This window comes from Streptomyces sp. NPDC056144, from assembly GCF_042264145.1.
Classification (GTDB): Bacteria; Actinomycetota; Actinomycetes; order Streptomycetales; family Streptomycetaceae; genus Streptomyces.
The window spans coordinates 187,062-201,649 of sequence record NZ_JBHJVF010000010.1 but is presented as its reverse complement, the minus strand read 5'-3'; the positions used below and the strand labels follow the sequence as shown (position 1 = coordinate 201,649).

The 14,588-nt window shown below is 72.3% G+C and carries 12 protein-coding genes; 8 read left to right on the top strand and 4 right to left on the bottom strand.

Annotated elements, in window-relative coordinates; genetic code table 11:
* The first annotated feature begins 7 nt into the window (after positions 1 to 7).
* From ACFC0Z_RS27110 to ACFC0Z_RS27100, 3 genes are all read left to right on the top strand, one after another.
* Positions 8 to 796, top strand: a complete 789-nt coding sequence (locus ACFC0Z_RS27110) for a class II aldolase/adducin family protein (RefSeq protein ID WP_376443012.1) — start codon at positions 8 to 10, stop codon at positions 794 to 796.
* A 188-nt stretch (positions 797 to 984) separates the two neighbouring features.
* Positions 985 to 2,217, top strand: coding sequence for a hypothetical protein (locus ACFC0Z_RS27105; protein WP_376443010.1), 1,233 nt, complete (start codon positions 985 to 987; stop codon positions 2,215 to 2,217).
* A 91-nt stretch (positions 2,218 to 2,308) separates the two neighbouring features.
* On the top strand, positions 2,309 to 2,878 hold the full coding sequence (locus ACFC0Z_RS27100; RefSeq protein WP_376443007.1) for a DoxX family protein: 570 nt from the start codon (positions 2,309 to 2,311) through the stop codon (positions 2,876 to 2,878).
* A 156-nt stretch (positions 2,879 to 3,034) separates the two neighbouring features.
* Here ACFC0Z_RS27100 and ACFC0Z_RS27095 read toward each other — a convergent pair whose 3' ends face one another.
* Entirely contained in the window at positions 3,035 to 4,378 is a 1,344-nt protein-coding gene (locus ACFC0Z_RS27095) for a PspC domain-containing protein (RefSeq protein ID WP_376443004.1), read from the bottom strand.
* A 157-nt stretch (positions 4,379 to 4,535) separates the two neighbouring features.
* Here ACFC0Z_RS27095 and ACFC0Z_RS27090 point away from each other — a divergent pair, with 157 nt between their 5' ends.
* Together ACFC0Z_RS27090 and ACFC0Z_RS27085 are read left to right on the top strand one after the other, a co-directional pair.
* Positions 4,536 to 5,801 carry a PspC domain-containing protein gene (locus ACFC0Z_RS27090; RefSeq protein ID WP_376443001.1) on the top strand — a complete coding sequence of 422 codons (1,266 nt, stop codon included), beginning with the start codon at positions 4,536 to 4,538 and terminating at the stop codon, positions 5,799 to 5,801.
* Positions 5,798 to 6,535 (top strand): LuxR C-terminal-related transcriptional regulator, encoded by a 738-nt coding sequence (locus tag ACFC0Z_RS27085; protein ID WP_376442998.1) that lies wholly within the window; start codon positions 5,798 to 5,800, stop codon positions 6,533 to 6,535. Before ACFC0Z_RS27090 ends, ACFC0Z_RS27085 begins: the two co-directional genes overlap by 4 nt.
* A 47-nt stretch (positions 6,536 to 6,582) precedes the next feature.
* Here ACFC0Z_RS27085 and ACFC0Z_RS27080 read toward each other — a convergent pair whose 3' ends face one another.
* Positions 6,583 to 7,758: an NlpC/P60 family protein gene (locus tag ACFC0Z_RS27080; protein WP_376442995.1), complete on the bottom strand. Its 1,176-nt coding sequence runs from the start codon at positions 7,756 to 7,758 to the stop codon at positions 6,583 to 6,585.
* A 362-nt stretch (positions 7,759 to 8,120) separates the two neighbouring features.
* On the opposite strand from ACFC0Z_RS27080, the gene ACFC0Z_RS27075 reads away from it, so the two are divergent.
* Positions 8,121 to 8,474: a hypothetical protein gene (locus ACFC0Z_RS27075; RefSeq protein ID WP_376442992.1), complete on the top strand. Its 354-nt coding sequence runs from the start codon at positions 8,121 to 8,123 to the stop codon at positions 8,472 to 8,474.
* Positions 8,475 to 8,540: 66 nt separating this feature from the next.
* Positions 8,541 to 10,985, top strand: coding sequence for a DNA helicase PcrA (gene pcrA / locus ACFC0Z_RS27070; protein WP_376442989.1), 2,445 nt, complete (start codon positions 8,541 to 8,543; stop codon positions 10,983 to 10,985).
* Between the two features lie 103 nt (positions 10,986 to 11,088).
* Here the strand turns inward: pcrA and ACFC0Z_RS27065 are convergent, their stop codons facing one another.
* The gene (locus tag ACFC0Z_RS27065) at positions 11,089 to 12,702 is read right to left on the bottom strand and encodes a M23 family metallopeptidase (protein ID WP_376442986.1); all 1,614 of its coding nucleotides are present in this window, start codon (positions 12,700 to 12,702) and stop codon (positions 11,089 to 11,091) included.
* Positions 12,703 to 12,930: 228 nt separating this feature from the next.
* A complete protein-coding gene (locus tag ACFC0Z_RS27060; RefSeq protein WP_376442984.1) occupies positions 12,931 to 13,797 on the bottom strand; it encodes an esterase/lipase family protein in 867 nt (288 codons plus the stop codon).
* 327 nt (positions 13,798 to 14,124) lie between these two features.
* On the opposite strand from ACFC0Z_RS27060, the gene ACFC0Z_RS27055 reads away from it, so the two are divergent.
* The gene (locus ACFC0Z_RS27055) at positions 14,125 to 14,532 is read left to right on the top strand and encodes a cobalamin B12-binding domain-containing protein (RefSeq protein ID WP_360800605.1); all 408 of its coding nucleotides are present in this window, start codon (positions 14,125 to 14,127) and stop codon (positions 14,530 to 14,532) included.
* Positions 14,533 to 14,588 lie beyond the last annotated feature (56 nt).

Below are 14,588 nucleotides of genomic sequence, written 5' to 3'. Positions count from 1 at the left end.
CCGGCGCATGAGCGTGATACCGGACCCCGTCCCCGTCGAACGGCTCCACTTCGCCATGCCTCCCGTCCACGCGACGGCCGAGGAGGAACGCACCCACCGCAGACAGCGGCTCGCCGGCGCGCTCCGGCTCTTCGGGCGGCTCGGGTACGAGGAGGGCGTCTCGGGTCACATCAGCGCCCGCGACCCCGAACTCCCCGACTGCTACTGGGTGAACCCCTTCGGAGCGCCCTTCGAGGACATCACCGCGAGCGACCTGATCCTCGTCAACGGCGACGGCCAGGTCCTCAGCGGTGACCGGCACGTGAACCAGGCGGCCTTCACCGTCCACGCCCAGGTCCACCGCGCCCGGCCGGACGCCGTCGCCGTCGTCCACACCCACTCGCTCCACGGGCGGGCCCTCGCCGCGCTCGGCGAACTCCTCGACCCCCTGACCCAGGAGGCCTGCGCCTTCTATCAGGACCACGCCCTCTACGACGCGTACACCGGCGTCACCGTCGACCCGGAGGAGGCCCGCCGGATCGCCGTCGCCCTCGGCACCCTCAAGGCGATCGTGCTCCGCAACCACGGCCTCCTCACCGTCGGCACCTCGGTCGACGCCGCCGCCTGGTGGTTCATCGCCATGGAACGCTGCGCCCAGGTCCAACTGACCGCGCGGGCGGCCGGCAAGCCGGTCCCGATCGACCACCGGGACGCGGTCGCCACCCGCGAACAGCTCGGCAGCGACCTCGTGGCCTGGATCAACTACCAGCCGCTCTGGCACAGGATCACCCGAACGGACCCCGAACTCCTGTCGTAACACCATCGCTTCACCCTTCTGTACGTCAATGAGATGGCGCGGCAATCACTCTCCGGCGGGGAGTACACGGCGACTTCCGGTGTCGTCGGTACGACACAATTCCGTGGAACCAACGGCTGGTTGACCCTTCGGAACGCATCGGGACGGGTCGTGAGGTGAGCTCGGGAACGAGCTCGGGAGTGAGCACCGTGGCGGTTCAAGAGGCGAGACAGTACGGCGAGCACGCGACGGCCTGCGCCGGCTGCGCCCACTGCGGACAGGCCGGCCACCGACGCGCGGTCGCCGCCTTCCTCGCCCGGCGCGACGAACTCGCCGCCGGGCACGGCGTCCCCGTCGCCGTCGCCCACTCCCCGGTCGCCTCCCGCCAGTGGGTCTCCGACGAACTGGCCCAGTCCGCCCGCGCCGTCGCCGCCCGCGGCCGTGAGGCCGGCGTGGCCTGGCTCGACCGGGTACGGAGCGGGGGCCTCGGCGCCATCTGGGGCGCCGTCCTCGCCCTCCTCCTCGGCCAGGCCCTCACCGCGATCGAGAGCGGCTGGACAGGAGCCCGCACGGCCGGCCTCTGCACCGCCCTTCTCCTCGCCGTCCTGCTCAGCCTCGCGGCCCACGCCCACCGGGCCCGCGGCGGCCTCCTCGCCCCGCTGATCGGCGAGGACAACCGGCTCTCCACCACCCGTGCCGTCGCCGCCGCCTGGCTGCTCCTCCTCGCCTTCACCCTCCTCTTCCTGGTCTTCGCGTCCCGTGACGTGACGACCTTCGGCCTGTCCCGGGGCGCCGGACTGCTCACCGTCTTCGCCCTCGTCTCGGCGGTGACCGTCACCGCCCGGCTCGTCGTCTCCGTCCGGATCGCCTCACGCCGCCTCCAGAAGGTCCGCGCCGACCGCCCGCGCGCCGCCGACCTGCTCTGCGACGACAGCGGCCGCGCCAGCCTCGCCGACGTCCAGTACCTCCTCGTCTCCTGCGCCGTCCTCGTCCTGACCGCCCTCGGTCTCGCCCGCGACCCCGGCCGGCTCCCCGAAGTGCCCTGGTCCCTCGTCCTGCTGCTCGCCGTCTCCGCCGCCTGGCAGCTCGCCGCGAAGTGCACCGAGGGCGTCCGCCCCACGATCCACTCCGTGGTCCGCTCCCGTGAGGCCGGCGACCTCGACGCCCCGATCCGCACGGGCGACGACATCGAGATCCGAGGCTGCGGCTTCGTCCCGCCCGGCGCCGCCGCCCCCGACCCGCTGACCCGGCTCGTCGTCCGGATCGGCCCCGTCCACGCCCACGTCCCCCTGGTCCCCGTCCCGGGCGGCTTCGCCAACCCGACGGACGCGGTCCTCACCGTCCCCCTCCCGGCGGACGTGGAGCCGGGCCGGGTGGAGGTCTCGGTCGTCACGGCGGCCGGAGTCGAGACCAATCGGGTCACGATCGACGTCGCCGACTGACCGTCGGGCCCCCTCCGCCTGTCCCCGGTGCCCGGGTGCGAGGAGAATCGCTCCGCGAACAGTCGTACGGGGTGTGGAGAGGTGACCGACGATGACGGGACGAGTGGACCGGGCGGACGACACGGGCGGGAGCGGGGAAGCGGGCCGCCCCGACGCGCCCGAGGGCACCCTCGCGCGCCTGCGGGCCACCGCCGACCGCTGGAAGGCCGTCGCCTCCCGCTACGCCCTCCTTCCCCTGCGGCTCTTCCTCGGGATCACGTTCGTCTACGCCGCACTCGACAAGCTCACCGACTCCGCCTTCCTCGCGGACAGCGGCAGCGGCTCCCTCGGCGAGACCCTGAGCGCCGTGCGGGACTCCTCGGCCGTCCCCGGCCTCGTCGACCTCGCCCTCAACAACCCGACCGGTTTCGGATACGCCATCGCCCTGGGGGAGCTCGCCGTCGGAATCGGGACGCTCCTCGGCCTGTACGCCCGGGTGGCGGCCCTCGGCGGCGCCCTGATCTCGCTGAGCCTCTGGCTGACCGTGAGCTGGCAGGTGAACCCGTACTACCTCGGCAACGACCTCGCCTATCTGATGGCCTGGCTTCCGCTGCTGCTGGCAGGGGCGTCCGAACTGTCGCTGGACAGGCTCCTCGCCGACCGGCGGCGCCGTATTCGATAGGCGACCCAGGTCGCGAGGCCGGCCGTGCCGAGCGACCCGCAGAGCACCGGGACCACCGCGTACCACGGGGTCTTCCAGGCGCCCGCGAGGTCACCCGCGTAGGCCGCGGCCAGGGTCAGGGCGCCCAGGCCGACGATCAGCCGGCCGGGGCGGAACTCATGAAGCAGCACGGGTGACCTCCACCTGTCCGATGCCGACCTCCAGCGAGAGGTCCAGCGTGCCCGCCGGGGTGGTCCCCGCCGGCGGGTCGATCGTGCGGGTCTCGGAACGGTCCGGGCCGACGTCGATGTCCTCCGGCGCCTGACCCGGCAGCTGCACGTCGCCGAGTCCCACCTGGGCGTGGACCTTCACGACCGCGTCCTTCGGCACGATCACCTTGAGCTGCCCGGCGCCCACCTCCGCCTCGGTGGCGACGGACGCCCCCTTCGGCAGCGGGACCGCCGAAAGGTCGAGCAGTCCGACACCCGTCCCCAGCTCGTACCGGGGCTGCACCGCGGCGACGGAGGCGGGCTTCCAGGTCTCGCGGACCCAGTCCGTGGTGATCGTGTCGGGCAGGGCGGTCGCACCGGCGAGCAGGCAGGCCGTGAGCACGGTCTGCACGATCGTCCCGAAGCCGAGGCGGCCGAGGAAGCTGCTGACGACCAGCCCGAGGCCGTACACCGCGAGGGCCGCCGCGAGACCGGTCGCGAGGCTCGTGCCCAGCGGCTCGGTCTCCCATGTCGCGGCGACGCCGATGACGGCCGCGACACAGGCGAGCAGATTGACGAGACCGCTGAGGGACCGCGGGCTGCGCCGTATGGACGGCTGCGGACGCTCGGGAGCCGTGGCGTCAGGGCTGCCCCACTGGCTGCCGGGCTTCACCACCTCGCCGTTCACCCGGCCGTCCTTGTCGACATCGCCGTGCGGACCCCACAGGTAGCCGATGGCCACCTTGCCCGTCGACCCGTCCTTCACGATCGGGTCCTTCCACCACGAGTGGTACTCCACTCTCGGCGGGGCCTTGGTCTCGGGCGGCGCCTCGGCGACCCCGTGGGCCATCGCCGCGTCGGGCCGTCCCTCCGTCTCGCCGGCCGCAGCGCGGCGCCGCGACCAGACGGCGGCCGCGGTCACCGCGCCCGACAGGACCACCATGAAGCCGAGCATCGACCCGCTGCGCAGCGTCGAGAGGAAGAGGCCACAGCCGATGAGCGCTATGAGGACGGCGGCCATCGAAGAGCCCGAGACCCGGCCCGTCAGCAGCCTGCGGCCCTCGCTCTCCTCCTCGCCCACGAGGGGCACTATCAGCCACGCGAAGCCGTAGAAGACCAGGCCGACGCCGCCCGTCACGGACAGTACGCCGACGGCGATCCGGAAGATCACCGGGTCCAGGTCGAAGTAGCGGCCGAGACCACCGCAGACTCCGCCCACGACCTTGCTGTTTCGCGAGCGCCGCAGGGACACGGAGGACACGGCCTCCGCCGGCGGCGGGGCCTCGTGGGTCGAGGACTTCGAACTCGTCATGTGTCCATGGTGACCGCCCGTGACCCTCAACCGCACCGGGGATCGACCCTGGCCCGACCCTGATATTCGGAGGGGTGCCGTCCCTGATCCGATACCAGGGACGATCTCAGGGCCGACCCTGATGTGTCCGGTGGGCGGGGCGTGTGACGATCGGTGCATGTCCGCAACCGCTCGTGTCACCGACACCGACGAACCGCCCGTGCGCAGGCTCTACCGGAGCGCCGACGGGCGGTGGCTCGGTGGTGTCGCGAGAGGCCTCGCGGGACACCTCGGCGTGCCGGTCGTCTGGGTGCGCGCGCTCTTCGCGGTGCTGTTCTTCACGGACGGCCTCGGCGCCCTGCTCTACGCGGTCTTCTGGATCGTCGTCCCGCTCGGTGTCGGCGGCCGGGCCGCCCCGCGGCCCGTCTTCGAGATCACCCCGGACGGCCGACGCCGGCTGCGCAAACCCGACCGGGGACAGATCTTCGCCCTGGTGGCTCTCGCGATCGGCGGCATGGTCCTCATCTCCAACGTGGAGATGCGCAACGAGTCCGGGCGGTACGTCTGGCCGGTCCTCCTCATCGGCGTCGGTGTCGTCCTCGTCTGGAGACAGGCGGACAACGCACGCCGGGCCAGCTGGACCGAGGCCGGCAGCCGCAGACGCGTCCTCCAGCTCGTGCGCGGACTCGTCGGTGTCGCCCTCGTCGGCACGGGCCTCGCGGTCTTCGTGGTGGTCCGGGGCTCCGTCGCCCAGCTCGGCACGGCCCTCACCGCCGCCGTCGCGGTCCTCACCGGCATAGCCCTGCTCGCCGGCCCCTGGCTGGTCCGCATGTCCCAGGACCTCACCGAGGAACGGACCATGCGCATCCGCGCCCAGGAGCGCGCCGAGGTCGCGGCCCACGTCCACGACTCCGTGCTCCACACCCTCACGCTGATCCAGCGCAACGCCGACGACCCGGGGGAGGTGCGCCGCCTCGCCCGCGCCCAGGAGCGGGAGCTGCGGAACTGGCTCTACAACCCCGAGGGCACGGGCAGCGACGAGGAGGAGCCGACGACGCTCGCGGAAGCGGTGAAGAAGGCCGCCGCCGAGGTCGAGGACAAGCACGGCGTCCCGCTGGAGGTCGTCGTCGTGGGCGACTGCCCGCTCGACGAGAAACTGGCCGCGCAGATGCAGGCCGCGCGCGAGGCGATGGTCAACGCCGCCAAGTACGGTGGCGAGGGCGGGGCGGTGCAGGTGTACGCCGAGGTGGAGGGCCGCACGGTCTTCGTCTCGGTGCGGGACCGGGGGCCCGGCTTCGACCTGGACGCGGTGCCCGAGGACCGGATGGGCGTACGAGAATCGATCATCGGCCGGATGCAGCGCAACGGCGGTTCGGCCCGGCTGCGGTCCGTGCCGGGCGGGGGCACCGAAGTGGAGCTTGAGATGGAGAGGGCGGACGGATGAGCGACGAGACCGGAGCGGCGACCGGGGCCGAGGCGGGGGAGGCCCCGTCGGAGGAGACCCAGCCGGGCGTGGAGCGCCGGGTGCGGGTCGTGCTCGTCGACGACCACCGGATGTTCCGCGCGGGTGTGCAGGCGGAGATCGGCCGGACACCGATCACCGGGGTCGAGGTCGTCGGCGAGGCCGCCGACGTCGACCAGGCGGTCACGGTCATCACCGCGACCCGTCCCGAGGTCGTCCTCCTCGACGTCCACCTCCCGGGCGGAGGCGGTGTCGAGGTGCTGCGCCGCTGCGCCGGGCTGATGGCGGCGGCCGAGGACCCGGTCAGGTTCCTCGCCCTGTCCGTGTCGGACGCGGCCGAGGACGTGATCGGCGTGATCCGCGGCGGTGCCCGCGGTTACGTCACGAAGACGATCACGGGCACCGACCTCGTCGACTCGATCTTCCGGGTCCAGGAGGGCGACGCCGTCTTCTCCCCGCGCCTCGCCGGGTTCGTCCTCGACGCCTTCGCCTCGACGGACGCGCCCCCGGTCGACGAGGACCTGGACCGGCTCACGCAGCGGGAGCGCGAGGTGCTGCGGCTGATCGCCCGGGGCTACGCGTACAAGGAGATCGCCAAGCAGCTCTACATCTCGGTGAAGACGGTGGAGTCGCACGTCTCGGCCGTGCTCCGGAAGCTCCAGCTCTCCAACCGGCACGAGCTGACCCGCTGGGCCACCGCCCGCCGCCTGGTCTGAGCGGCCGGCCCGATCTGCGTCAGCCGACCCGCGTCAGCCGACCCGCGTCAGCCGACCCGTGTCGCCCCGGCGAAGGGCATCTCGTCGATCGGGGCGATCCGGATCGGGGAGCCGGGGCGCGGGGCGTGGATCATCTGGCCGCCGCCGATGTACAGCCCGACGTGGCTGATCCCCGAGTAGAAGAAGACCAGGTCACCGGGGGCGAGCTCGGAGCGGGAGACCCGGCGGCCCGCGTTGATCTGGGTGTACGTGGTGCGCGGCAGGGAGACGCCGGCCGCGCGCCAGGAGGCCTGGGTGAGTCCCGAGCAGTCGTACGCGGACGGGCCCGTCGCCCCCCAGACGTACGGCTTGCCGAGCTGGGCGCGGGCGAAGGAGATCGCCGCGGCGGCCCTGCTGTCCGGGGCGGGTGAGACGGCGGCCAGCGGCGTGCGGTCGCCGGTCGAGCCCGACGTGGAGCGGTCGGCCCGGGTCGCGCCGGCGGACTGCCCGGCCGGGGCCGTGTAGGACCCGGAGGACGTGGACCCGGCCGCCGTCGTGGAGCCCGTACCCCCGGCTTCCGTGGCGCGGCTGCCGCTCCGGGCGGCGACGGCGGCCTCGTACCGGGCGCGTTCCTCCGCGGTCAGCCGGGCGAGCAGGGTGCGCGCCGCCTCCAGCTTGCCGAGGACGGCCGTCTTCTGGCGCCGCAGCTCCGCCTCGTGCTCGCGCAGCGTGGTCATCCGGCCCTCGGACTCGCCGCGCAGACGCCGGATCGCGCCGAGCTCGCGCCGGACGGCGACGACGGCCGCCGCCTGCCGGTCCCCGGCCTTCTCCGCGAGGGCCGCGCGCTCCAGGTACTCGTCGGGGTCCGAGGTGAGGGCGAGCTGTACGGCGGGGTCGAGGCCGCCGGACCGGTACTGCGCGGCGGCCGCGGCGCCGAGCCCGGCCCGCGCGGTGTTGAGCCGCTCGGTCCTGCGGGCCGCCTCGTCCCGCAGCCGGTCGAAGGCCGCGCGTGCCTCGTCGGCCTTCTCCTTCGCCCCGTTGTACTTCTCGGTCGCGACCTCGGCCTCCTCGTAGAGGCGGTCGACCTTCGCCTTGACCTGGGCGGTGGTGAGACGGGGGTCGGCGTGTCCCGTTCCCTCGAAGAGCGTCGCGGTCGCCGCGGAGGCGAGGGCGAGGGTGGCGGCGGTGCGGACCGCATGGCCACCGAGGGGGGACTGCTGCCTGGGTTTTCGGTGCGCTGCCACGAGGGCGGGTCACATCCTCTTCCCTGCGGGGGAACGGTGCCCGCCGGGCCGACGGCGGTCCGCACAGGGGAGACGGACCGCCGCCGGTTCTTCCTGGCGGGGATGACCGGCAGCCGCCGGGTGACCGACGGTGGTGGGAGCCGACCACCTGGTGCAGGACGCTAAACCTCGGGGTCACGCCCGAGAGGGGAGTTGAACGCTATTGGCGGCAGTTGTCGGATCCGGACCGGATCGGTTCGATCGCGGGGGCACTTCCGAGAACTTGCGGCAGGGGAGAGACCGAAGCGCCCGGAGCGTGCGTCGCCCCGCGGGGGCGGCCCCGGCCGTGGTGGGGCGTCCGGGCCCCCGTTAGGCTCCGCCCCATGGACGCCCTCATCAATGTCTTCGTCGCCCTGCACATCATCGGCATCGCCTCCCTCCTGGGCGGCTTCCTCACCCAGATGAAGGCGATGGGCGCGGGTACGGCCCGTTTCACCCCGGCCATGCTGCACGGCGCTCTGGTCATGCTGATCACGGGCGTCGCGCTCGTCGGCCTCAACCAGGCCGACGACCAGACCGTGAACAACCTCAAGGTCGGCATCAAGCTCGCGATCCTCGTCGTCATCCTCGGCCTCGTCTACGTCAAGCGGGACGAGGAGAAGGTCGACAAGGGCCTCTTCGCCGCCGTCGGCGCCCTGACCACGGCGAACATCTTCATCGCGACCCTCTGGGTCTGAACCGGCGGCGGCCGGTACCCGGCCGTTTCCCCGGATGTCGGTGCGGCGTCCTAGACTCGTGAGGCGATGAGCAGCCTCTTTGACGACAGCTTCCTGGCCGGCCTCCAGAACTCCTCGGGAGAGGCCCCGCCCCCGCCCGAGGACGAGGAGCACGGCGCCCCGGCCGAGGAGGAGGTCCCGCACGACCTCTTCGGGGAGCACTTCGACGCGCCCCCGCCCCGGGACGCGTACTACCGCGACGGCGCCGCACGGCCCGTCGTGGACCCCGCCGCGCTCCTGGAGGGGCTGAACGAGCAGCAGCGCGCCGCCGTCGTCCACACCGACACCCCGCTGCTCATCGTCGCCGGAGCCGGCTCCGGCAAGACCCGGGTGCTCACCCACCGCATCGCCCACCTCCTGGGCACGCGGCACGTCCACCCCGGCCAGATACTGGCGATCACCTTCACCAACAAGGCCGCCGGCGAGATGAAGGAGCGCGTCGAGCAGCTCGTCGGCCCGCGCGCCAACGCCATGTGGGTCATGACCTTCCACAGCGCGTGCGTCCGCATCCTGCGCCGCGAGTCGAAGAGGCTCGGCTTCACCTCGTCCTTCTCGATCTACGACGCCGCCGACTCCAAGCGGCTGATGTCCCTGGTCTGCCGCGACCTGGACCTCGACCCGAAGAAGTTCCCCCCGAAGTCGTTCAGCGCCAAGATCTCGAACCTGAAGAACGAGCTGATCGACGAGGAGACCTTCGCCGACCAGGCCGCCGACGGCTTCGAGAAGACGCTCGCCGAGGCCTACCGGATGTACCAGGCGCGGCTGCGCGAGGCCAACGCCCTGGACTTCGACGACATCATCATGACGACGGTCCACCTGCTCCAGGCGTTCCCCGACGTCGCCGAGCACTACCGCCGCCGCTTCCGCCACGTCCTCGTCGACGAGTACCAGGACACCAACCACGCGCAGTACACCCTCGTGCGCGAGCTCGTCGGCACGGGCTACGAGGACCTCGGCCCCGCCGAGCTCTGCGTCGTCGGCGACGCCGACCAGTCGATCTACGCCTTCCGCGGCGCGACCATCCGCAACATCCTCCAGTTCGAGGAGGACTACCCGGACGCGACGACGATCCTCCTGGAGCAGAACTACCGTTCCACGCAGACGATCCTCTCCGCCGCCAACGCCGTCATCGAGCGCAACGAGTCCCGCCGCCCCAAGAACCTCTGGACCAACGCCGGCGCCGGCGCCCAGATCACGGGGTACGTCGCGGACACCGAGCACGACGAGGCCCAGTTCGTCGCCGACGAGATCGACCGCCTCACGGACGCCGGGGACGCCAAGGCCGGAGACGTCGCCGTCTTCTACCGCACCAACGCCCAGTCCCGCGTCTTCGAAGAGATCTTCATCCGCGTCGGCCTGCCCTACAAGGTCGTCGGCGGCGTGCGCTTCTACGAGCGCAAGGAGGTCAGGGACGTCCTCGCGTACCTGCGCGTCCTCGCCAACCCCGAGGACAACGTCCCGCTGCGCCGCATCCTCAACGTCCCCAAGCGGGGCATCGGCGAGCGCGCCGAGGCGATGATCGACGCCCTCTCGCTCCGCGAGAAGATCACCTTCCCGCAGGCGCTCAAGCGCGTCGACGAGGCGTACGGCATGGCGGCCCGCTCCGCCAACGCCGTGAAGCGGTTCAACACGCTGATGGACGAGCTCCGCACCGTCGTCGAGTCCGGCGCGGGCCCCGCCGTCGTCCTGGAAGCCGTCCTGGAGCGCACGGGCTACCTGGCCGAGCTCCAGGCCTCGACCGACCCGCAGGACGAGACCCGGATCGAGAACCTCCAGGAGCTCGCCGCCGTCGCCCTCGAATTCGAGCAGGAGCGTGGCGAGGAGCCCGCGACACTCGCCGAGTTCCTGGAGAAGGTCGCCCTCGTCGCCGACTCCGACCAGATCCCGGACGAGGACGAGGAGGGGCGCGGCGTCATCACGCTGATGACCCTGCACACCGCGAAGGGCCTCGAATTCCCGGTGGTCTTCCTCACCGGCATGGAGGACGGCGTCTTCCCGCACATGCGCGCCCTCGGCCAGACGAAGGAGCTGGAGGAGGAGCGGCGCCTCGCGTACGTGGGCATCACGCGCGCGCGTGAGCGGCTCTACCTCACCCGTTCGTCGATGCGCAGCGCCTGGGGCCAGCCCTCGTACAACCCGGCCTCGCGCTTCCTGGAGGAGATCCCGGCGACGTACCTGGAGTGGAAGCGGACCGGTCCGATGGCGAAGCCCGCCGGGCCGACCTCCGGCATCACCTCCTCGCTCTCCTCCTCCCGCTCGCGCTCCGGCCCCTCGGGCTTCGCCACGCGGCGGGCCGGGGAGAAGCCGGTGATCACTCTCAGGATCGGCGACCGTGTCACGCACGACCAGTTCGGCCTCGGCACGGTGACGGCCGTGACCGGCGTCGGAGCGGACGCCCAGGCGACGATCGACTTCGGCGACGAGAAGCCGAAGCGGCTGCTCCTGCGGTACGCGCCGGTCGAGAAGCTGTAGAAGCCGGAACCGCAGAAGCGGTGGAGGCGGGTACGAGGAAGGGCCCTGGCGGATGTCTTCGCCAGGGCCCTTCCTCGTACGGCGTCGTGTGCGTGAGGTGGTGTCAGCTCGTCGGGTCGAGGCCGTGGCTGCGCAGCCAGGCCAGCGGGTCGATCGCGGAGCCGCCGCCGGGACGGACCTCGAAGTGGAGGTGCGGGCCGGTGGAGTTGCCGGAGTTGCCGGAGTACGCGATGACGTCGCCGGCCTTGACGTAACCCGAGCGGATCTTGGTGCTGCTGAGGTGGCAGTACCAGGTCTCGGTGCCGGCGGGCGAGGTCACGATCGCCATGTTGCCGTAGGCGCTGTTCCACTGGGTGCGGACGGTGCCGTCGGTGGCGGCCATCACCGGCGTGCCGTACTGCACGGGGAAGTCGATGCCGGTGTGCACCGACATCCAGTTGACGCCCGACTGGCCGAAACGCGCGCTGAGCTGGTGGAGCTTCACCGGCAGCATGTACTTGGGACGCAGCGCCTCCTTGCGGGCCGCCTCCTCCTCGCGCTTCTTCTTGTCGGCGGCCTGGCGGACCTTGAGGTCGATGCGCTCCTGGGTGCGGCTGGCGCGGTCGCCGAAGTCGCGGGCGCCGGCGTCGAGGGCTTCGAGCCGGTTGTTGATGTCCTTGTTGGCCGGGACCTGCTTGACGGAGCCCGGGTCGGCGGCGGCGAGCGCGGTGGTCTCGTCCTTCTTGCCGCCGTCGCCGGTGGGGTTGGTGAGTCCGCCGACGGAGGCGGCGGCGATGCCGGCGACGCCCATGACACAGGCGGAGGGGACCGCGACGGTCAGCAGCGCGGACCGCTTGGCGGGGGTGCGGCGACGGCCTCGGCCGCCACCGGAGGAGCGGCGCACGGGGTGGGCGGCGAGCGCGGGGTCCGTACGGAGCTCGACGGCGGGCCCGTTCTCGGCGAGGTCGTCGGCGCCGTCGTCGGTGCGGCTGTCGGCGAGGTCGTCGGTGAGGGGCTCGGCCAGGGGCTCGGCGACGCTCTCCGCGGAGAGTTCGACGGGTTCGTCGAACTCGAACGCGAACTCGGCGGTGTGCTCGACGGGCTGCTCGGCCTGCGGGCTGTACTGCTGGGGCACGACCGGCTGCTCGGCCTCGGGAGCCGTCTGGTTCCAGGCGGTGGCGTCGAAGGCGCCGGTCTCGGTCGCGAAGGCGGGGGCCGCCCACTGGCCGGTGGCGTCGTAGGACTCGTAGCCGTACGCGCCCTGCGCGGCGTACGCGCCGGAGTGGAGGGTCTCGTACTGGCCGGTGTGCTGGGCCTCGGTCCAGGCGGAGGCGTCCCACTGGCCGGTGGTGTCGTACGACGTCTGCGGTGCCTGGGCGTACTGCGCGGTGGTCTCGGCGTACTGGTCCGTGTACGGGTCCGCGTAGGGCGTCTGGTGCGGATCGGCCGTCGGCCACTGGCCCGTGGTGCTCCACTGGCCGGTCGTGTCCCACTGGCCCGTGGTGTCCCACTGGCCCGTGGTCTCGTGCTGCCCGGTCAGGTCGTGCTGTCCGGTCAGGTCGTACTGGCCGGTCGTGTCGTGCGGACCGGTCGTCACCCCGTACTGGTGGAAGTCCCACTGCCCGCTGTGGTCGGTCTGACCGGCGGCATAGGCGCCGAACAGGGGGTCGACGGCGTAGCTGCCAGTGGCGTGCGTGCCGTCTCCGACGTACCCGGCGTGGGGGTGCTGGTCGTTCACCAACGTCTCTCTCGCCTCGGCAGCAGGACCAGTCCGGGGCGGGCCCGACGAGGGGTGTCCCGGGGGGAAGCAGTGGGCGCGACTGTACCCGGCGGTATGCGCAACCGACAATCTTCGGACCGGTTTGAGCCCGTAGGAAACGGGCAATCGGATGTGTTTCGGCGGCTCCCGGAGAGAGCCTTGGCCTTGTGTTCGAGGAACGTTCGAAGAAACCGTTCCGGGAGGGCCTCAGGCGACCGAGGCAGCGCCCGGATTCCCGTCCCGGGTTCCCGGCGCCACCTGACCGTCGGCGTCGAGCGCCTCCAGGACCCCGGCGGCCACCGTCGGGTGGACGGGCAGGGCGAGATGGCCGATCCCGCTCACGCGGACGTTGTGCACGAGCAGGTCGGGGTGGTCCAGGCGTGCGGTCTCGACCGGCGCCATCACCTGGTCGAGGTCGCTCCAGAAGCTCACGAAGCGGGTACGGCAGCCGGGCGCGGGCTCTGCCAGCTCCCGCAGCACCGCCGAACCGGGCCGCATCTGCCGTACCAGCGGATGCGCGTCGGCGAGCGGGGCCACGGTGGTGCCGGAGTGCGGGGTGCCGAGCATGACGAGCGTCCGCACCCGGGCGTCACCGCCGAGACGCTGGACGTAGTAACGGGCGACGAGGCCGCCCAGGCTGTGCCCGACGATGTCGACCTCGGCCTGTCCCGTACGGGCGCGGATCGCGTCCACCCGGCGGCCGAGGAGCTCGGCGGCGGTCCGCAGGTCGCAGGTGAGCGGCGAGTAGTTGAGCGACTCGACGCGGTCACGGCCGTGGCGGGCGAGGGCGCGGCGGAGTACGACGAAGACGGAGCGGTTGTCGACGAAGCCGTGGACGAGGATCACCGGGCGCCGGCTCGCGCCGATCGTGGCGTCCGCGCCGGGCGGGTCGTCCGGCCCGGTGGTGCCGGGCGGGCTGCCCGCGTCGGGCGCGTCGGGGCCGGGCGTGTCGGGGTCGGGGGACGCGGGGCGCTCGGGTGTGATGCCCGAGGGGTAGAGGACGAGATGGCCGGTCAGGATCGCGAGCTCAAGGGCGGTGGCCTTCACCCGGGCGGTCACCTTGGAGAGCTCCATCGCCGACCTCCCGGCCTCCGGCATCGCCGACCTCGCGGAACGGCACGTGGAACCGGGGGTACGGCGGCGCGCCGCGCCCCGCGCCGCACGGACGGTGGCGCGGAGACACGGCGAGCCCCCGTTCGCGGCTCCCTCGCGGCCGGGCCCCGCTTGCGGCTGGTGGGCCCAGGAGGAGGGCCCGAAGCGGGGATCGGCGCAGAGCGAACATGTCCCACGTGTGATTTCCCCCTCGCTCGCCACCGCGAAACGGCAGGTTGCGGGATGCTGTCGATAACGTTCGTTCACCTCCCCGGCAATCAGGCGCGGGGGTCGCATGTGGAGGCAGTGATGGGTGTGACCGGTCCGATCCGCGTGGTGGTCGCCAAGCCGGGTCTCGACGGCCACGATCGCGGGGCCAAGGTGATCGCGCGGGCGCTGCGCGACGCCGGTATGGAGGTCATCTACACCGGCCTTCACCAGACGCCCGAGCAGATCGTCGACACCGCGATCCAGGAGGACGCCGACGCGATCGGCCTCTCCATCCTCTCGGGCGCGCACAACACGCTGTTCGTGAAGGTGATCGAGCTCCTCAAGGAGCGCGACGCGGAGGACATCAAGGTCTTCGGCGGCGGCATCATCCCCGAGGCGGACATCGCGCCGCTGAAGGAGAAGGGCGTGGCGGAGATCTTCACGCCGGGCGCGACGACGGCGTCCATTGTCGACTGGGTGAACGCGAACGTCCGCGTGGCGGTCTGATCCCGCGTCCCGGACTTCCGGACGACGGGTTTTCGCGTCGGGCCCTCCCTTTCGGG

Coding starts and splice junctions, on each gene's coding strand:
- ACFC0Z_RS27110 (WP_376443012.1), top strand. CDS start 8: ATGAGCGTGATACCGGACCCCGTCCCCGTCGAACGGCTCCACTTCGCC.
- ACFC0Z_RS27100 (WP_376443007.1), top strand. CDS start 2,309: ATGACGGGACGAGTGGACCGGGCGGACGACACGGGCGGGAGCGGGGAA.
- ACFC0Z_RS27095 (WP_376443004.1), bottom strand. CDS start 4,378: ATGACGAGTTCGAAGTCCTCGACCCACGAGGCCCCGCCGCCGGCGGAG.
- ACFC0Z_RS27090 (WP_376443001.1), top strand. CDS start 4,536: ATGTCCGCAACCGCTCGTGTCACCGACACCGACGAACCGCCCGTGCGC.
- ACFC0Z_RS27085 (WP_376442998.1), top strand. CDS start 5,798: ATGAGCGACGAGACCGGAGCGGCGACCGGGGCCGAGGCGGGGGAGGCC.
- ACFC0Z_RS27075 (WP_376442992.1), top strand. CDS start 8,121: ATGGACGCCCTCATCAATGTCTTCGTCGCCCTGCACATCATCGGCATC.
- pcrA (WP_376442989.1), top strand. CDS start 8,541: ATGAGCAGCCTCTTTGACGACAGCTTCCTGGCCGGCCTCCAGAACTCC.
- ACFC0Z_RS27060 (WP_376442984.1), bottom strand. CDS start 13,797: ATGGAGCTCTCCAAGGTGACCGCCCGGGTGAAGGCCACCGCCCTTGAG.
- ACFC0Z_RS27055 (WP_360800605.1), top strand. CDS start 14,125: ATGGGTGTGACCGGTCCGATCCGCGTGGTGGTCGCCAAGCCGGGTCTC.